This is a genomic window from Streptomyces sp. NPDC001135, assembly GCF_053598395.1.
In genome coordinates, this window is sequence record NZ_JBSFKD010000011.1 from 129,575 (window position 1) to 146,755 (window position 17,181).

Genomic DNA, 17,181 nt, shown 5'->3' on the forward strand with positions numbered 1-17,181 from the left:
GGTCAGCGCATTCCGTCGGTTGGCCGCTGCAGCGGGGATCCGATCGGGCCGAAGGTCTCCGCGTACGTGGGGCGGATCGCTCGCCGCCGCGTCACGCCCGTCACGTAGGGACGTCGGCGTGGGCGGCGGCCTTGCTCGGGTGCCCGTCGGCGCGGGCGGAGACGGCGTCAGCCGTGGCCCGGGCGAACGCGGCGATCAGCGGCGTCTCGGCGACCGTGCGCCACACCAGCGCCCACCGGCAGGCGGGGGCGTCCCGGACCGGGACGAAGGCCAGGCTCGGCCACGGGTAGAAGTCGGCCGCCTCGGCGGATACTCCGGCGACCCCGCGGCCCGAAGCGACCAGGTGGAGGATTTCGTGCCAGGTGGCGGCCCGCGGCCCGCGCCGGATGGGCCGACCGGCGGGGGTCCGCAGCGGGTGGAAGGCCGCGTCCATGGTCTCGGAGATCGACTGCCCACGGACGAACACGCAGTCCCCGAGGTCCTCCAGGCCGACCGACTGCCGGGCGGCCAAGGGGTGGTCGGCGGAGAGCATCAGTGACACGGGAGCGGTGTGGACCGGCGGGCCGACGGTGCGATCGGACCCGTCGACGGGCAACCACACCAGGGCGACGTCGACATCGCCGGCGCGGACGGCCTCCAGGGGAACTGGCGGCTGGAGCTCACGGATCCGCACCTCGGCGCCCGGGTGGCGGGAGCGGAACAGCTCGACCGCGTCGGCCACCGCCCAGGGATGCGGGCCCATACAGCCCAGCGTCAGCATCCCGGAGATCCCGCGGGCGGTGGCCGAGACGGTCTCGATCCCGTCCATGATCTGCCGGTAGCCGGCGCTGAGTTCCCGGTACAGCTGCTGCCCGGCCGGGGTCAGCCGGACCGCGCGGGTGGTGCGGTCGAACAGCATTGATCACCGTCCGGCCGCGGCGAGAGGGTGGAGCCCTTCATCCGACGTCCGACAGGTCGGCGGCACCAGCCCGCACTTCCACAAGACGATGTCCGAGTCGTTCTACGTCCTCTCCGGTGAGATAAGTCCTTCAAGACCCGCTCAACACCGTCCTGGCCCTGCTCCCCCGAGGTCGGCGCGGGCCGCCAGGGAGCGCTGAACGGCCTTTGGGGCTCCTAGTAGGGGTGTGGAGGCCGGTGTGGATCGGCTTGCTGTACCCGTAGGGCGAAGTCCGAACCGGAACGGTTCACGTGATAGCGGTCGCGGACGTAGTTGATCGTGGCGCACATGTCCGCGACCACGTCGTACGGCGTCGTCGCGGTACCCGCCTGGTGGTAGGTGGCGAAGGTGGAGGGAATGCACTGGGTGGCGCCCCGCGAGCAGTTCTGCGGGTGGCCGTCGGGCGCCTTGGGGCCCCGCGCGTTGACGTCGCGGACGTTCACCCGGTTCTGGTTGTAGCTGGACTCGCGCTCGGTGATGGTGACCAGCGCCGGTACGCCGTAGCGCGGTTCCATGCCGGTCAGTTCGCACGCCCTGCGCGCATAGCGCCGCATGGCCTCCGGCCCGACATCGTCGTGCGGATCGCGGTAGGTTACCTGGCTGAGACTGAGCCGTCCGCTCCCCGTCGAGGACTCGGCTTTCGTGCAGTCGACGGTGAAGCCGGCGCGTCGGCCGAGCGCGGTGAGTGAGGCGCAGCCGGGTATGCCGTCGGCGTCGGCTCCGGTGAAGCCCTGGGCGAGCTGTTCGGCGCGGTAGGCGGCCTTGGTCTGCTCGTCGAAGATGCCCGTGGGGCCGTGTGGGATGTTGTGGCCATGCGCGATCAGGGCTTTCTGTACCGTGCGGACGTCCTCGTTGCTCTTCCCGAAGCGGACGTTGGACAGTGCGACCATGACGGCTCGCCCTCTTTCGTGTCGTCAGCCCCAGGGAGCCACGGTGAGCCGGACGCGTGCGTCCTCCCCGAGGGGGCGAGTCCTGGCTCTCCCTTCACCCCGTGGGAGCTTCCACAGGGGGTGCGCAGACTGCCCCGGGCGTGATCTTCGGTGACCTCGGCCACAGCGTCCCGGCGAGGACCGTGCGGGACACGCGTGTGCGCAGCGCGACGCATGCCAGCAGGCGCTGACCGTTGCGGCACAGATCGAGGGGCCCGGCATCGCATTCCAGCCGGAAATGGCCGAGCAACCGCAATTCAGGAGGTGAAACCACCTTGATCGCCTCGCTCGACGGCGTACCGCCGCCCATCAACGCGGGTCGGGTGTGTCACAGGTTCCGGGTAATCCTCTCGTCATTCACCGGCCGCCGTGGGCCAACGGTCCGGAGGCGGTGCGCCGACCGGGAGGGACCTGATGGGCGAAAGCCTGCCGGGCCACCGTGCTGTTCGCCGGCAGAACGGCCATCAGCCCACGGTCCTGCGCCTCCGCGACCGTGGCTGCGGCTTCGCTGCCTTCGGGGACGAAGGTCAGGCGGACGTGCCCGTCGCCGGAGCCGCGGCGGTCCACCGGCGCGACGGCGCCGTGGGTGCCGTCGGGCAGGGTCACCCACAGCTGGAAGTCGTCGTACCGGACGAAGTCCGCGCCCTTCACCGGCCAGGGATAGTGGTGTTCACCAGGCACGCTGGGAAGGATCCCCTGGTGGTTCCCGTGGCTCAGCGGCACGCACGAGTTGAACAGGGAGTCGGTCCACGCCTCGACGCCGTCGGCGTCCTTGATCGGCGTGCGCAGCAGGTCCTCGGCGCGCTCGTAGCCGAGTTCCGCCAGGGCGGGCAGGGTGAGCGGGAAGGCGTCGACCAGCTCGGCCGCCTCCTGTCGGAGTCGGTCCACCTTCTTGGGGTCGGCGCAGAACTGCATGCTCCATTCGATGCCGACCCGGGCGCGGTACATCCGCCAGCCGCTGGATCCCTTGACCCAGAGGCTGCCGCCGTGGTGCATCTCCCAGTGCTCGGAACCGTTCGGTCCAGGATCTACGGGCCTGGGCCCGTAGGGCAGGTCCGGGTCCTCCATTTCCCGGAGGATCGCGTGTGCCGTCTCCTTGGCGGCGCGGAACTGCGCGGACTCAAATCGCTTCGGGTGCTCGACGAGGCGGATCTTCCACGGATGATTCTCCGATTCGATGCCGCCCGGCGGAAGATCGGTGTGGGCCATGACTGACCTCCTCGGCCCGGCCCCACGGGCTCACACCCGCTCGCGGGGCGGAGTCTCCCCCCTTCCATCGTCCGCCTCGGAGCGATCGGTCGCGACTCGAACAGAGACTCCGCCAGGTACGGGACGCGTGGCAGGGACCACGACGCGCACCGATTCGTGTGACGGCCCCGTCACCTTCTGGAAGGAGACGGGTCTCTTTTTCAGCAACGGCGCAAGATCTCGTACCAGTGCTGCTTTCGACCGGGCGCCGGTGACGGTCGAAGGACCCGCAGGCATGGGCGGTCCAGGGGCCTACCCATGAACCGGTCACTGGCAGGCGGCGAGGACGGATTCCGCGACCGAGGTGCGCGCGTACAGCACGGAACGGCCGGCCCGGTGCGCGGTGACGAAGCCTGCCTCGCGCAGTGCCGTCAGGTTCTGGGAGACCCCGGCCATGGAGGTGCCGGTACGGTGAGCCAGTTCGGTGGTGGTGGCCGGTGTCTCCAGTTCGGTGAGCAGCAGGGTCCGCGAGCGGCCCAGGACGGCGGAGAGGGCGGCGGTCCCGGTGGCGGGGCGGCGTTCCCACAGCGCGCCGACGGCGCGCGCCCGGTAGGCGAGTTGCGGCGGGTCCGGTGGTGCGACCCGTGTGGACAAGCCCGGTCCCTTGAAGGCGGAAGGAATCAGCAGCAGCCCCGCGCCCGCCGATTCCCGGGACATGGGCCGCTTTCGGCGGACCAGGCGCAGTACGTCGTCGTCCCAGCTGACCAGCGGGTGCAGGTCGTTGATGAGGTGACCGGCACCGTGCTCGGCGGCCTGCCGGGCCCGGTGGAAGACGTCGGCGTCGAGCACGGTGCGCACGCGCGCCCAATAGGGCGCGAGCGCCAGCTCCCAGTAGGTCTCGATTTCCTCCACGACCCGAACCAGACGGGCTCGCGGGTCGGCATACAGCGATCGCAGCCGGGCCCCCATGCCGCCCTGGTGGCGCCCGAGATGGTCGAGGTCCCGCCGGATACGGTCTGCGGACGTGGCCGTGATCGCGGCCAGTTCCTCCGCCAGTGCGGGAGCCGGCCCAGGAGGTGCCGGATTGAGGAAGTCGGGAATGTAGCCCGAGGCCGGGATCAACTCGGCGAGCCACCCTCTGTCCAGCCCGGAAGCCGCCACCCGTGGCCGTACCTGCTGCAGCCAGCGCCGGTGCACGGGATCTTCGGCACCGGAGCTCAGCAGCCGGAAGCTCGTTCCGACCTCCCACATCGGTGAGACGGCGAACCGCATCTGCGCCAGATCACTCGCCGAGAACGCCAGCTCCGCCAGCACAACCACCCCAGGATTCAGCCATATCCGAATCGATGGCGGCCACCCTAGCCCGTAGAGATCATTCCGGCATGAACTCGCAGACGATCACCGCAGCGGCATCGGGCACCTGGAAGCTGGGAGACCTGACGGTCAACCGGATCGGCCTCGGAACGATGCGCCTGCCGCAGACCGGCGAAGCACTCGTCGCCGACGCCGTCCCGCGCGACCGTGACCAGGCGATCAGCGTGCTGCGCCGCGCGGTCGAGCTCGGCGTGAACCACATCGACACCGCCGCGTTCTACTTCTCCGCGCTGCTCTCCGCGAACGAGCTGATCAACCGGGCCCTGGCGCCGTACCCGGAGGACCTCGTGATCACCACCAAGGTCGGGCAGCCACGCGACCCCTCCGGAGCCTGGCTGCCCCATGCCACGCCTGATCAGTTGCGCGGGCTGGTGGAGGAGAACCTGCGTCAGCTCGGCCGGGACCACCTGGACGTGGTGAACCTGCGCGTCGTCGGAACCGATTCGATCGCCGAGCGTTTCGGCGCGCTGGCCGAGCTGCGCCAGGCAGGGCTGATCCGCCACCTGGGGATCTCCAACGTCACCCCCGCACACCTTGCCGAGGCCCGGAGCATCGCCCCGGTGGTGTGCGTGCAGAACATGTACGGTCTCGGTGTGCGGCCCGACCAGGACACGTTCGTCCGCTCCTGCGGTGAGCAGGGTGTCGCGTTCGTACCGTTCTACGCGATCGCCGCTTCCGGACGCCAAGCCGGGGCGAGCGGTGGCGAGCGCCCGGAGCTCCTGGCCGTCGCCCGGGCTCACGGGGTCAGCCCCGCGCAGGTCCGGATCGCCTGGACACTGCACCGCGGCCCGCACGTGCTGGCCATCCCCGGCACCGGCGACCCCGGCCACCTGGCATCCAACGTGGCCGCCGGCGCCCTGCGACTCACCGAAGCCGACCTCACCCTCCTCGACTCCCTTCATCGCCAGGCAGGTTGAGCGGCTGTCAGGCCACGGCCGCCCGAGAAACCCACGGCTGGAGGACGGCACCGAGAGGCCGCGTCGTTTCTCACCTCTTCCGGTCGGGAAGCGTGGTGGCCGGTGGGGCGGCCGGCTCTATGCTGCTCGGATGATCAAGCCGATCGAACTGGTGATATTCGACTGTGACGGGGTTCTGGTCGACAGCGAGCGCATCGCTGTCCAGGTCCAGGTGGCTCTCGGCGGCGAACTGGGCTGGCCGCTCACCGAAGAGGAGGTGGTGGCCCGGTTCATCGGGCGTTCGCATGCCGCCATCCGTGAGCAGATCGCCGAACGGCTCGGTCAGCAGACGGCCGCGGTGTGGGCGGAGCGGTTCGAGCAGTTGCATCGTGAGGCCGTGGACGCAGGCCTTGCTCCGGTCGACGGGCTGGTCGAAGCGCTGGACGAGCTCATGTTGCCGACATGTGTGGCTTCCAGCGGCTCCCATGAGAAGATGCGGCACACCCTGGGCCGCGTCGGCCTGTACGCGCGTTTCGAGGGCCGTATCCACAGTGCCACCGAAGTGGCGCGGGGCAAGCCCGCTCCTGACCTGTTCCTCTACGCCGCCGAGCGCATGGGTGTCGCCCCGGCCGCGTGTGTGGTGGTCGAGGACAGCCGGCCCGGGGTACAGGCCGCCCGCGCAGCCGGCATGCGGGCCCTCGGTTACGCCGGCGGGCTCACTCCGGCCGCACACCTCGAGGGCCCCGGCACCGTCGTCTTCCACGACATGCGCAAGCTGCCCGCCCTGCTGCGCGAGTTGTGACGCGGGACTCCTGCCGTGTCCCTCCGGCAGGAGGGCCGTCTGCCGCCCGGCTGCATCACCTCACGGGTTTTTCGAGGAGCGTGAACGACTTGGTGGGGCCGCCCGGCTGAGGCTTTGCTTCCGTGTGGCCGACGACCTGGTAGCCGGCGTCAAGGTAGTACGCGGTCAGACGGTCGTTGCCTGCCAGGCAGTCGAGGCGGGTCAGCGTACGGCCCACCTCGGCCACGCGCCGTTCAGCGGCCCGCAGAAGCAGCCGTCCCGCTCCCGGAAGGGCGGCGGTGTGGTCCACCATCAGGCGATGCACATAGCCGGCCGTCGGGGGTTGCGGGCCCCAGGCGTCCGGATCCTCCCACCACAGCTCCCAGGCCCCGACCGTACGGCCGTTGTCTTCCGCGACCCAGACTTCGCCGTCCTTCATGATCCGTCGGAAGTGGTCCTCGCCCAGTTCACCGGGCTGCCACTGGCCGGTGGTGCCCCGGGAGTTCATCCACCGGGCGGCATCGTCCCGCAGGCGTACGAGAGCGGAAAGGTCGGCGCCCGAAGCCGGGCGGAAGCGCAGATCATTCACCCGCCGATCCTGTCATGGCAGCCCGGTGCCGCTTCCTGTGGGTGGGTGTGCGCCTTCGGCTGACTCGCCGGGTGGCACGTTCCGGATTCGCGTGTGCTCGGGACGCACGCGGTGAGCCGGTCCCTTGCCGCCCGGCTCCGGCGTCGACGGGTGGTGCCGGGTGGTGAGAGCACCAGGCTGGCGGTGCCTGGCACGGGGACGAACTGCCTAGGCTGGCCAGTGAGTTGACGCCATCCGGTGCAGAAGACAGGAGACGAGACCCATGGCCACGGAGACCGCCGCCCTTGCGATCGCCGAACACTTCCTCACCGCGTTTCAGGCCCGGGACTGGCAGACACTGCATGGTCTTCTCGCGGACGACATCACGTGGACCATGCCCGGAACGGGCACCATCTCCGGCACCGTCCACGGCGCCGAAGCGGTCGTGGAGCGGGCCCGACACATCGCGGGCCGGGGCCTGCGCACCGAGCTGCTGCATGTACTCCTCGGCGCACACGGCGCCGCCCTCTCGCTTCACAACACGGCAACCGCCCCGGACGGCCGCCGACTCGATGAGTACCTCGCGACCGTGCTGACCACACGCAAGGGACGCATCACCGCCATCGACAGCTATCTGTCCGACGTCGACGGCATGAGTTCCTTCTTCACCGCGCCCCCCGGTCCGGCAGAAACCTGAAGCCCGGCTGGTGACGCGACTGGCGCCCGAGAGCGCGGATGAGGCCGCCCTGGAGTCCGTCGCCCACCGCATCGGGTTGCTGGTGGAGGCATGTGAGGCGACGGCTGCGCTGGTTCAGGCCGCGGCCGACGGCGACGTTCCGCTGGCCCGGGTGCTTCGGGAGGTGCCGCCGGTACGCACCGTGCGCCGGGTCGCCGCCCGGGTAGCCGGCCGTGAGATCGCCGAGGGCGATGTGGTGCTTCTGGATGTCGTGAGCGCCCAGCGCACGCACCCCATGCCCCAGGCCGCCCCGCTGCTGCTGCCCCGCCTGGGACTGCGCCTCCGCGGCGGCTCTGGCGGCGAAGGGCTTCCAGGCGATCGGCACCACCAGCCTCGGCGTTGCCGCGGGCACCGGACTGCCGGACGGGGCGGCCGCCACCGCCGACGCGACCCTGGCCCTGGCCCGGCGACTCGGACGCGGTTCCTTCCTGTTCACGGTCGACGCCGAAGGAGGCTTCAGCGATGACCCGGAGGACGTGGCCGAGCTGGCCCGAGGGCTGCACGACGCAGGGGCCGCGGGCGTCAACCTCGAGGACGGCCGCCCGGACGGCACGCTTGCCCCTGCGGATGTGCAGGCCGCGAAGACCGCCGCCGTCAAGGCCGCCGTGCCGGGGCTGTTCGTGAACGCCCGCACAGACACCCACGGGCTGGGGCGCCAGGAGGAAGAGACCGCCCTCCGTCTCGCCGTCTACGAACAGGCCGGTGCGGAGGGTGTGTTCGTGCCGGGGCTGTCGGATCGGGACGCAATCGCCGCCCGGACGGCGACCCTCACCGTCCCGCTGAACATCCTGTACGTGCCGACCGGCCCCACCCTCGCCGAGCTGGCCGCGCTGGGCGTGCGCCGGGTGAGTCTCGGCTCGCTGCTCCACCGCACAGCCCTGGCTGTGGCCGTGACCACCGCCACCACCGTCCGAGACGGCCGCCCGGCGGAATGCGGGACACCCGCCTACGCGGAAGTACAGGCGTTGAGTGTGCTCGACGAGAGTGCGCAGAGGTACATGTGACACCGCCCGCGTCCGAGGTGGGCGAGTGGCTGGTGTCTGTCGGAGAGCTGTCGCTGAGGGGCGGTGCCACGTCCCGGCCCCGCACTCCGCCGTGAGGCGCGACGGTACTGTGCCCCGCCGACTTGGGGCGGACGGCCCGGGCCCGCACCTGACCGTCCTGGGACCACACGAAGCCCCCGCCAGGCCCCCGTGGACCGGGACCGGGAGGCTGGCCTCAAGCGTCGTGATCGCGCGTCGGGAAAAAAGGCCCTCCGGATACCTGTCACATCCTGATGAGCCGGTCCGTCAGTGCGGTGAAGGAGCCGACCAGGCCGATATGAAGGAGCACAGCCATGACGAACCCCTCGATCTCCCGGATGCCGAACCCGGCCGAGTTCGTGCCCGAGCTGAACGACATCAGTGCCGCACTCTTCAGGGCCACGGGCAACCGCTCGGTGCCGCGGGTCACGATGAACCTCGTCCACCTGCGTGCCGGGCAGATCGTCGGCAACACCTACCTGACGATCCTGAACACCGGTTTCCTGCGGAAGGCCGGCGTGTCCGAGGAGCGCATCACCGCCGTGTCCTCGTGGCAGGACGCTCCGTACTTCAGCGATGCCGAACGTGCCGCCCTGGCCTTGGTCGAGGCCACTCTCCAGCCCGCTGCGCACGGCAGGGAGCGCGTTTCCGACGGACTGTACGCCGAGGTGGCCAAGCACTACGACGAGAAGGCGCTGGCCACCCTCACCATCGCGATCGGTCAGATCAACTTCTTCATCGCCCTGGCCGTCATCGGCAAGCCGCAGCCGGTCAGCTCTCTCGCGGACGAGCAGTGGGACTGACCTGGTCCGTCCGCTGCGGAGGCCGGCCCTCCGCGGGCACGACGACGACGCGCTTGACGTGTCGCTCCAGGTGCCTGTCAGGCATGGGCGGCGTCAATAATTGCCTCTTTGGGATTCGCAAAGTATTCATATGAGGGGAAATTCGGCCCTCTATGGACGATTTGGCGACGCGGCCAGCCCGTGTGGGTAGAAATTCCCTGTCGCCCCCGCCTGCCGCCACCTGCCCAAACGGAGTCCGATCGGGTGTGTGTGCGACTCCCGGATCTGTGTGCGGAGGGTAATTCCTGCCATCACCATACAAATGCTCTCTTGTGGTGAAGTGGTCCACAGGAAGACGATCGCTCCTCGTTCCAGTGGCCTACCTGCGAGGAGTTCTCATGAGCGAGCGCTTGAGTCTCGGCCCCGATGCCGCACGGCAACTCGCCAACACGACCAAGACGACACCGCAGATGCGCGGCATCACGCCGCGCTATCTGCTGCGCGCGCTGCCCTGGGTGGACGTCGAGTCCGGCGTCTACCGGGTCAACCGGCGCCGTACGTACGTCCTGGGCGACGACCGCATCAGCACGACCGACGACGGCACGCCGCGCGTCATCGCGGGCGACCTCCGTGAACTGCCGTACCTGCGCGAGGCGGACGACACGCTGCTGGAGGAACTGGCGGGCGCGTTCACACAGGTGTCCTTCGAGCCGGGCGAGGTACTGGCCCAGGAGGGTGCCCCGGCCGACCGGTTGTGGGTGATCGTGCACGGGCGCGCGGAGAAGCGCGCGACCGGGCAGTACGGCGCGGACGCGCTCCTCGACGTCATCGGCGACGGCCAGTACTTCGACCTCGGCGCGTGGACCCGCGACGAAGCCATGCCGTACCGGGTGCACGCACTGACCGCCGGTGTCGCCCTCTGCCTGGAGCGCGCGGAACTGGCCCGGCTCAGCGAGCGGAACGAGACCTTACGGGGCGCGGTGGACGCGTACGTCGCCGGCGCCCACGTCATGGCCGGTGCCGAGGTGCCCGTCGACCTCACCGCGGGACACGACGGCGAGCCGGACCTGCCTGGGACGTTCGTCGACTACGAGGACACGCCCCGCGAGTACCACATGACGCTCGCGCAGACCGTGCTGCGCGTGCACACACGCGTCTCCGACCTCTACAACGGGCCGATCGACCAGACGCGGGCCCAGGCGAACCTCACCGTTCACGCACTGCGCGAACGGCAGGAAGCCTCGATGCTGTACCACCCGGAGTTCGGGCTCTTCCACAATGCCGCCCCCGGGCAGCGCGTACAGACACGCACCGGCGCGCCGACCCCCGACGACCTTGACGAGCTGCTGACGCGGGTGTGGAAGCAGCCCGCGTACTTCCTCGCCCACCCGAAGGCGATCGCGGCGTTCGGCCGCGAATGTACGCGCCGGGGCGTGCCCCCGGTGATCGAGAACCGCTTCGGCAGCCCGCTGCTGACCTGGCGCGGGGTGCCGCTGCTGCCGTCGGACAAGGTGCGGTTCTCCGGAGGCGCGGGCGTGGGCACGACCGAGATCCTGCTGATGCGGCTGGGGGAGGCGGAGCAGGGCGTGGTGGGCCTGCGGCCGTCGAAGGTGGCCGACGAGGTCGAGCCGGGCCTCGCGATGAAGAACATGGGCGTGGACCAGAAGGGCATCACGTCGTACCTGATGACGGCGTACTTCAACGCGGCGGTACTGGTGGAGGACGCACTCGCGGTGCTCCAGAACGTCGAGGTGTCCAAGTACCATGACTACTCCTGACGCCGCCGGGTCGGCCGGCCTGACGGCTCTCACCGCTCCGGCCCTCACCACACCGGCCGCCCTGACCCCTCCGGTTCCGACCCCTCCGGTTCCGACCGCTCCGGATCCGACCGGGGTTCCCGGGCTCACCGGTCAGGCCATGACTCCCCAGCCGTCCGTCGCCTCCCAGGGCTTCTCGCCCGAAGCGGCCCGCCGGGACGTACCGATCCTGCACCGGACGGTCAACGGCCACCCGTTGATCTGGCTGGACAACGGCGCCACCACACAGAAGCCCCGTCAGGTGATCGAGACGCTGGCGGCGTTCTACGCCTCTGCCAACTCGAACATCCACCGGGGCGCGCACACCATGGCGCGCGAGGCGACGGAGATGTACGAGGCGGGCCGGGCCGGGGTCGCTCGCTTCCTGGGCGCGCCCGTGCCCGAGAGCATCGTCTTCACCCGGGGCACGACCGAGGCGATCAACCTGGTCGCCCAGAGCTGGGGGCGCGCCAACCTCGGCCCCGGAGACGACATCCTGGTGCCGGTGCTGGAGCACCACGCGAACATCGTGCCCTGGCAGTTGGTCGCCAAGGAGACACGAGCGCGCGTCGTACCGGTACCCCTGCGGGCGGACGGCAGCATCGACCAGGACGCGTACGCCGATCTGCTCTCCGCGCGGACCAGGCTCGTGGTCATCAGCCACGCCTCGAACGTCCTCGGCACCGTGCCACCGGTGCGGGAGATGACGGCTCTGGCCCACCGTTACCAGGCGAAGGTGCTGGTGGACGGGGCTCAGGCGGTGGCCCACTTTCCTGTCGACGTACAGGACTTGGACGCCGACTTCTACACCTTCTCCGGTCACAAGATCTACGCCCCCACGGGCATCGGCGCCCTGTACGCCAGGCCGGAGATCCTCCAGACCATGGCGCCGTGGCAGTCGGGCGGCAACATGATCGAGTCGGTGAGCTTCGACCGTACGACGTACGCCCCCGTCCCTCACCGCTTCGAAGCCGGCACCGGCCACATCTCGGGCGTGGCCGGACTGCTGTCCGCGCTCAACTGGCTGACGGGCTTCGACCGCAAGGCGGTGGCGGACTACGAGACACACCTGATGGCCTACGCGCAGGAGGCGTTGGCCAAGGTCCCGGGTCTCGAACTGCTGGGCCCGGCGGCCCAGCGGATCGGCGTACTGACCTTCACCCTGCCCGGTCACACCCCGACCGAGATCGCCGACTGGCTGGACCACGACGGCATCGCCGTCCGGGCCGGCCACCACTGCGCCCAGCCGGCCCTGGCCCACTACGGCCTCGACTCGGCGGCCCGCGCTTCGCTGGCGCTGTACAACACGAGGGAGGAGGTGGACCGGCTGGTGGCGTCGCTGCTGGGGCTCCAGGCCGCCTGAGGCAGGACGCTCGGTGGCCCCCGGACAGGGCTGATGGGTCTGCCCGTGCGACCCCGACCAGGGGTGTACGGGCAGACCCGTCCGGTCCTCGCCGGCCTCAGTCCCGGGTCGGCCGGGCGCAGACGCGCACGAAGAGCCTGCCCGGCAGTACGGTTGGGCGGGCGATGGCGCGCACACGAGTCGGCCGGCGGAGTCCGCGCCGCCGGACCTCCCCAGTGAACTCCGCCCACTGCCGCGCGCTCGCCGCGGGAGGGGTGCGCCCATCACCCCAGTTGGCGCGAACGTGCCAAAATGTGGCCGTTGATCGATGGCAGAGCGCTCGCATGCGGCGGTCCGGGGCGGATGGCGAACAACGTGGGCCATCCGCCAACCAGCGTGGTGTGACTGAGCGCTTCAGTTGGCACTGTCCGCCAGGAGCGTCATGTCCATTCCCGAGATTCCACAGCCCGCGCCCGGCGAAGTGCTGTTGGTGTGCACGTGCTACGAGGACGGCAAGGCCCTGTGGGGCGGACTGCTCAACGAGATCGGGGGCCGCCGAGAAGGCGACGTGCTAGTCCTCGGGGACAGCGGAGTGCGGCTTCACCTGGTCGAAGGGCAGGGATGGGACCACGTGCACGGCGGCAACGTACCGGCGCTCGTCCCGGCCGGTGGCCTCGTGCCGCCGGTCGTCGTCTTGGCGGACATCCCCGTGGTGTACGGCGGGGACGGGCCGTTGCTGGTGGACATGGAGGTGATACCCGGGCGCGGCGTACGGGTCCCCTCGGCTCGGCTCGGTGAGATCGTGGCCGCTGTGCTGGGCGGCGCGCTCGCGTTCGACGACCTGGTGCGCAACACGGACAGGTACGGCATGTACCAGGGGAACGGTGGCCGGCCCGCCTTCCCCGCGCCGACGTCGCCGTCACGCCGGGCCTTCCCGGTACTGCCCTCCACCGCAGCGGCCCTGCTGGTCCGGACCTCCTTCGACGACGAGGACGGCTGGCGAGCCCTGCTCGACGAGCTGGGCGGGGTCGACGAGGACGGTTGGGTCGGCGCGGACGTGGACCCGGACGAGATCGACACGGACCACTACCCGTTCGGGGCGCTGGTCGTCGACGACCGGGTCTTCGAAGGCCTCCTGCCCGGCCAGGTCCCGGCGCTGGTCCCGCCCGAGGAGCACGCCACGTTCGTCGCGCTCGCCGACGGCAGGACCTTTGCCGAGCCCGGCCGACCGCTGACCGTCGTCGACCTGTACGACACCCCGGGGCAGCCCGCCGTACTCCCGTGCCGCATGGTCGGATCGATGGCGTGCAACCTGGAGATCGGCAACATGGACTTCCACGAGTTCGTCGCCGAGGAGGGCGTGGAACCGTGGTGGGAGGACTGATCGGCAGGTCCCCGACCGGGTAGGTCCGGGCGTGGTCGCGAGGGGCAGCCCGATCAGAAGTCGACGCGCTCGGTGTCGTCGATGCGGGCCACCGACTCCTGCTGGAACCGCTTGTTGTATCCCGAACGGATCCGCTCGATCTTGCCGCCGTTCGGTCCGGCATCCCCCTTCGGGTAAAGGAGGGTGACCTTGTACGAGCGCTCGTGCTCGATCTTCCCGTGCACATCGCGATACTGGCCGTAGCAGTTCTCGACGGTGAGGCCGTCGGGGAAGCGCGGGGTGATGAACTTGTCCACGAAGGCACGGAACTGCTTGTCCGTGACAGGCGGGCCGCCGTTCGGTTTGGCGGTGCCGAAGAGGAGTTCGGTCCTGATGTACGGCTCGCCCACGGCGGCGAGGGACGTCGATGCCTTGGACGGGCCCGCGCTCTGGTCATCCAGAGCCCCGTATGCGACGGAGCCGCTCCCGCCGAGGAGCGTGGCGACGAGGGCAACAACGACCATGCGGGTGCGGGAGCCGGGCTTGGATGACACAGGGACGGTTCCTTCCGGTCCTGGCGACAAAGCCCCAGGAACGTAGCGAACCGCCAACCCTGACACACCGCGTTCTACGACCACTTCACTCTGCTGTGTGACGGTCCCGTACCGCGCTGTCGCGGCGGCTGCGGTTCTCCCTCACGAGTCCGTCTGTGCGCGCTGACCAGCGCGTTGACCATTTGTTGATCGCGGTGGGGGAGTATCCAGAAGTCAGCTGCGCACCGTCCTCACAACGGAATGTGCGCGATGTCTCCACCCTGAAAGGGGGTGCGGTGATGAAGCTTCTCTTCGCCCTTCGCAACAAGGTGTCGGCCAACAAGAGCCTGAAGGCCAGCGCCTGGTACTTCTGGTACTAAGCCGACCCGTACCCGTAGGTACCTGTAGAAATCGGTGAGGTCGTCCCCGTCACACGGCGGGGACGACGTCGCCGGCCCTCGGCCTTCCCGGAGACTCCACATGCGTACCACGGTGTTCCATCCACGACTTGCCGCACTGCTCCGGGATCACCTCGGGCAGGACGTCTTCCGGCTCGAACCCGACACCGTCGGAGTCGCCGGGCACGAGGTCGCCGACAGGATCCTCGCGGCCCGCCGGGCCACCGAGACCGAACGGCCCACGTTCAAGCCGCTGCACGGGCGCTCGATCTCGCGTAACGAAGCGTCCTCGGTGATGCGGACCATCGGTGGTGACGTGCGCGAGGCGCTGAAAAGGCCGCGGCCCCGGCCTGAGGACGTCGATCTGTCGGGGGTGTGGCCCCTCACGGGGCATCTGTTCCTGCGGGACCTGATCCTCGGCCAGGACCCCTACCGCCTGCGGATCCTGATGAGCCGCAACCTCGAACTGACCCCCAAGCTCACCTGGGCGGTGATAGCGGCGGGCGCCGCGCTGCCGGGACGGGTGGGGCGGCGTGGCGGTCAAGTGACGGGGATCGGCGGTCTGACGGCGGACGCCACCGGCTATCACGAACGCCGGTACGCCATGGGCATGTACCGGCGCGCGGCGGCCCCCGTGTGCTTCACGGTCTCCACCCTGGTCGCGAACGCGCTGTGGCTCGGCTCGCCGTTCGACTCCGGCACCCCGAACCGGCACATCCTCTACGAGGCCATGCGGCTGCTCCCGCCGTCGTGGAACATTCTGCGCAACGCCTGCTCCGAGTACCCTGCGGTCGACCGGCGCATCGGCGCGGGCGACGACGTCCTCGTCCTGCCCCTCCTCTCCCACCGTGACCCCAAGTTGTGGGAGGACCCGCACGAGTTCCGCCCGGAGCGCTGGGACACCCTCGACCCCGACACCGCCCCTGGCTACCTTCCCTTCGGCCACTCCTCCGAGCGCTGCTGGGGCCGGCACATGGTGATGCCGCTCGCCGAGCTGCTCCTGGACCTGGTACGCGGTGCGGGCCTGGTGGTCAGTTCCGCCCAGACCACGGCCAAGGTTCCCCTCGTCGGTCTGCTCGGTGTGGAGGACGTACAGGTGACCAAGGCGGGCGATGATGCCGTCTGAGCCGTCGCACCACTCGGGGACCACGGAGATCGTGGACGAGTCCTTCGCGTCCGATCCGCACGACGTCTACCGGCGCTGGCGCGAGGAGGGCGGCGTCCGCAAGGTCCGGTTCCTGGGTCCTGCCCCCTTGGCCGGCTGGGTCGTCACCGGCCATGCCGCCTGCCGGGCGGCCCTCGCCGACCCCCGGTTGAGCAAGGACGGCGCGACCGAGGCGTTCGCACGCTACGCCGGTCTCCCCGAAGGCGGCCCCGGCGGAGCGCTCACCACACACATGCTGAACTCCGACCCGCCCCGGCACACCCGCCTGCGCCGACTGGTGCAACAGGCGTTCACCATGCGGCGGGTGGCGGACCTGCGTCCCAGGATCGAGGCGCGTGTCACCGCACTGCTGGACGCCTTGGACGCGCTGGACGGAGCGGACGAGGTGGACATGATCGGCCGGTTCGCGCTCCCGCTCCCGCTCGCGGTGGTCTTCGACCTGTTGGGCGCGGATGCCGACGACCACGGGATTCTTCAGGTCCGGGGCCACTCGGTGAACGGCGACGAAGGAGACGGGGAGGTGTCCGCCCTGACGGCCGAGGCGATGCTGGACTGCCTGCGCGCCCTGGTCGAGGACAAACGCGCGCACCCCGGTGACGACCTCCTCTCCGCTCTCCTCGCCGCACAGGACGACGACGGCCGCCTCACGGAGCAGGAGGTCACCTCCATGGCGTTCCTGCTGGTGATCGCCGGACACCAGACCACCGTCAATCTCATCGCCAACGGTCTGCACGCCCTCCTCACGCACCCCCGGCAACTCGCCGCCGTGCGTGCCGACGCCTCACTGATCAGCGGTCTGATCGAGGAAGTCCTGCGCCACGAAAGCCCGTTCGGCATGGCGAGCCTGCGCCGTACCACGCAGCCGGTCAGGATCGCCGGCACGACGATCCCGGCGGGGGAGTTCGTGCAGATCGCGCTGCTGGCCGGCAACCGCGATCCGGACGTCTTCGTGGACCCCGACCGTTTCGACATCACCCGCGACGCCTCCCGGCACCTGGCGTTCGGCCACGGCATCCACCGCTGTCTCGGCGCACCACTGGCCCGCCTGCAGGCCGAGATCGCGTTCGGCCACGTACTGCGACGCTTCCCCGGCATGCGACCGGCGGACCCGGCGCATCGTGCCCCCCGGTGGCAGAACAATCCGCGACACCGCGGACTGCTCAGCCTGCCGGTCCGGCTGCGCTGACATCGTGCGAGGGGATGGGTTCGTACTCCGCAAACGAGCTTCTCCCGCGTTGCCACCCCTCCACGCGGGTCTCAGGGCAGGTTGATCACGGACGCCCGCGGGACGACCTGCGGGAAGACGGCGGCCTCGCCGAACGGGGACCCGGCCGGGGCCGGCTCCTGCCCGGCGTCCCGATCGCCGACCAC

The 17,181-nt window shown here is 70.1% G+C and carries 16 protein-coding genes and 1 pseudogene; 11 read left to right on the plus strand and 6 right to left on the minus strand.

The genetic code is table 11. The annotated features are described in order from the left end of the window. Positions 1-100 precede the first annotated feature (100 nt). The 4 genes from ACWC94_RS16260 to ACWC94_RS16275 all read right to left on the minus strand — a co-directional run bounded on the left by ACWC94_RS16260 (position 101) and on the right by ACWC94_RS16275 (position 4,368). On the minus strand, positions 101-898 hold the full coding sequence (locus tag ACWC94_RS16260; RefSeq protein WP_450797201.1) for a LysR substrate-binding domain-containing protein: 798 nt from the start codon (positions 896-898) through the stop codon (positions 101-103). Positions 899-1,113: 215 nt separating this feature from the next. After that, positions 1,114-1,827 (minus strand): peptidoglycan-binding protein, encoded by a 714-nt coding sequence (locus tag ACWC94_RS16265; protein WP_450797202.1) that lies wholly within the window; start codon positions 1,825-1,827, stop codon positions 1,114-1,116. A gap of 396 nt (positions 1,828-2,223) precedes the next feature. Beyond that, complete coding sequence (locus ACWC94_RS16270; RefSeq protein WP_450797203.1) at positions 2,224-3,075, minus strand: DUF6424 family protein; 852 nt, start codon at positions 3,073-3,075, stop codon at positions 2,224-2,226. Positions 3,076-3,381: 306 nt separating this feature from the next. Then, the gene (locus ACWC94_RS16275) at positions 3,382-4,368 is read right to left on the minus strand and encodes a DUF5937 family protein (protein ID WP_450797274.1); all 987 of its coding nucleotides are present in this window, start codon (positions 4,366-4,368) and stop codon (positions 3,382-3,384) included. Positions 4,369-4,436: 68 nt separating this feature from the next. On the opposite strand from ACWC94_RS16275, the gene ACWC94_RS16280 reads away from it, so the two are divergent. Continuing rightward, complete coding sequence (locus tag ACWC94_RS16280) at positions 4,437-5,345, plus strand: oxidoreductase (RefSeq protein WP_450797204.1); 909 nt, start codon at positions 4,437-4,439, stop codon at positions 5,343-5,345. Positions 5,346-5,475: 130 nt separating this feature from the next. After that, positions 5,476-6,126, plus strand: coding sequence for an HAD family hydrolase (locus ACWC94_RS16285; RefSeq protein WP_450797205.1), 651 nt, complete (start codon positions 5,476-5,478; stop codon positions 6,124-6,126). A gap of 55 nt (positions 6,127-6,181) precedes the next feature. Here the strand turns inward: ACWC94_RS16285 and ACWC94_RS16290 are convergent, their stop codons facing one another. Beyond that, a complete protein-coding gene (locus ACWC94_RS16290; protein ID WP_450797206.1) occupies positions 6,182-6,694 on the minus strand; it encodes a GNAT family N-acetyltransferase in 513 nt (170 codons plus the stop codon). Positions 6,695-6,956: 262 nt separating this feature from the next. Here ACWC94_RS16290 and ACWC94_RS16295 point away from each other — a divergent pair, with 262 nt between their 5' ends. The 6 genes and pseudogenes from ACWC94_RS16295 (at position 6,957) to ACWC94_RS16320 (ending at position 13,735) form a co-directional block, all read left to right on the plus strand. Then, positions 6,957-7,370 (plus strand): nuclear transport factor 2 family protein, encoded by a 414-nt coding sequence (locus ACWC94_RS16295; protein ID WP_450797207.1) that lies wholly within the window; start codon positions 6,957-6,959, stop codon positions 7,368-7,370. 1 nt (position 7,371) lies between these two features. After that, positions 7,372-8,413, plus strand: a pseudogene (locus ACWC94_RS16300) (isocitrate lyase/phosphoenolpyruvate mutase family protein); the annotation flags it as partial. A 332-nt stretch (positions 8,414-8,745) separates the two neighbouring features. Continuing rightward, on the plus strand, positions 8,746-9,234 hold the full coding sequence (locus ACWC94_RS16305; RefSeq protein WP_450797208.1) for a carboxymuconolactone decarboxylase family protein: 489 nt from the start codon (positions 8,746-8,748) through the stop codon (positions 9,232-9,234). Between the two features lie 377 nt (positions 9,235-9,611). Beyond that, a complete protein-coding gene (locus ACWC94_RS16310) occupies positions 9,612-10,991 on the plus strand; it encodes a family 2B encapsulin nanocompartment shell protein (protein ID WP_450797209.1) in 1,380 nt (459 codons plus the stop codon). Next, positions 10,978-12,372 (plus strand): SufS family cysteine desulfurase, encoded by a 1,395-nt coding sequence (locus tag ACWC94_RS16315; protein WP_450797210.1) that lies wholly within the window; start codon positions 10,978-10,980, stop codon positions 12,370-12,372. Before ACWC94_RS16310 ends, ACWC94_RS16315 begins: the two co-directional genes overlap by 14 nt. A 421-nt stretch (positions 12,373-12,793) precedes the next feature. Next, positions 12,794-13,735, plus strand: coding sequence for a DUF6924 domain-containing protein (locus ACWC94_RS16320; protein ID WP_450797211.1), 942 nt, complete (start codon positions 12,794-12,796; stop codon positions 13,733-13,735). 53 nt (positions 13,736-13,788) lie between these two features. On the opposite strand, the gene ACWC94_RS16325 is transcribed toward ACWC94_RS16320, so the two are convergent. Continuing rightward, the gene (locus tag ACWC94_RS16325) at positions 13,789-14,268 is read right to left on the minus strand and encodes a DUF3574 domain-containing protein (protein ID WP_450797212.1); all 480 of its coding nucleotides are present in this window, start codon (positions 14,266-14,268) and stop codon (positions 13,789-13,791) included. 155 nt (positions 14,269-14,423) lie between these two features. On the opposite strand from ACWC94_RS16325, the gene ACWC94_RS16330 reads away from it, so the two are divergent. The 3 genes from ACWC94_RS16330 (at position 14,424) to ACWC94_RS16340 (ending at position 16,996) form a co-directional block, all read left to right on the plus strand. Then, a complete protein-coding gene (locus tag ACWC94_RS16330; RefSeq protein WP_450797213.1) occupies positions 14,424-14,627 on the plus strand; it encodes a tryptorubin family RiPP precursor in 204 nt (67 codons plus the stop codon). Between the two features lie 100 nt (positions 14,628-14,727). Then, the gene (locus tag ACWC94_RS16335; protein ID WP_450797214.1) at positions 14,728-15,771 is read left to right on the plus strand and encodes a cytochrome P450; all 1,044 of its coding nucleotides are present in this window, start codon (positions 14,728-14,730) and stop codon (positions 15,769-15,771) included. Then, on the plus strand, positions 15,761-16,996 hold the full coding sequence (locus ACWC94_RS16340; protein WP_450797215.1) for a cytochrome P450 family protein: 1,236 nt from the start codon (positions 15,761-15,763) through the stop codon (positions 16,994-16,996). The genes ACWC94_RS16335 and ACWC94_RS16340 overlap by 11 nt, the downstream gene beginning before the upstream one ends. Positions 16,997-17,181 lie beyond the last annotated feature (185 nt).

Excerpts from the sequence above, each read along its gene's own strand:
- ACWC94_RS16260 (WP_450797201.1), bottom strand. The coding sequence starts at position 898 with ATGCTGTTCGACCGCACCACCCGCGCGGTCCGGCTGACCCCGGCCGGG.
- ACWC94_RS16265 (WP_450797202.1), bottom strand. The coding sequence starts at position 1,827 with ATGGTCGCACTGTCCAACGTCCGCTTCGGGAAGAGCAACGAGGACGTC.
- ACWC94_RS16270 (WP_450797203.1), bottom strand. The coding sequence starts at position 3,075 with ATGGCCCACACCGATCTTCCGCCGGGCGGCATCGAATCGGAGAATCAT.
- ACWC94_RS16280 (WP_450797204.1), top strand. The coding sequence starts at position 4,437 with ATGAACTCGCAGACGATCACCGCAGCGGCATCGGGCACCTGGAAGCTG.
- ACWC94_RS16285 (WP_450797205.1), top strand. The coding sequence starts at position 5,476 with ATGATCAAGCCGATCGAACTGGTGATATTCGACTGTGACGGGGTTCTG.
- ACWC94_RS16295 (WP_450797207.1), top strand. The coding sequence starts at position 6,957 with ATGGCCACGGAGACCGCCGCCCTTGCGATCGCCGAACACTTCCTCACC.
- ACWC94_RS16305 (WP_450797208.1), top strand. The coding sequence starts at position 8,746 with ATGACGAACCCCTCGATCTCCCGGATGCCGAACCCGGCCGAGTTCGTG.
- ACWC94_RS16310 (WP_450797209.1), top strand. The coding sequence starts at position 9,612 with ATGAGCGAGCGCTTGAGTCTCGGCCCCGATGCCGCACGGCAACTCGCC.
- ACWC94_RS16315 (WP_450797210.1), top strand. The coding sequence starts at position 10,978 with ATGACTACTCCTGACGCCGCCGGGTCGGCCGGCCTGACGGCTCTCACC.
- ACWC94_RS16320 (WP_450797211.1), top strand. The coding sequence starts at position 12,794 with ATGTCCATTCCCGAGATTCCACAGCCCGCGCCCGGCGAAGTGCTGTTG.
- ACWC94_RS16335 (WP_450797214.1), top strand. The coding sequence starts at position 14,728 with ATGCGTACCACGGTGTTCCATCCACGACTTGCCGCACTGCTCCGGGAT.
- ACWC94_RS16340 (WP_450797215.1), top strand. The coding sequence starts at position 15,761 with ATGCCGTCTGAGCCGTCGCACCACTCGGGGACCACGGAGATCGTGGAC.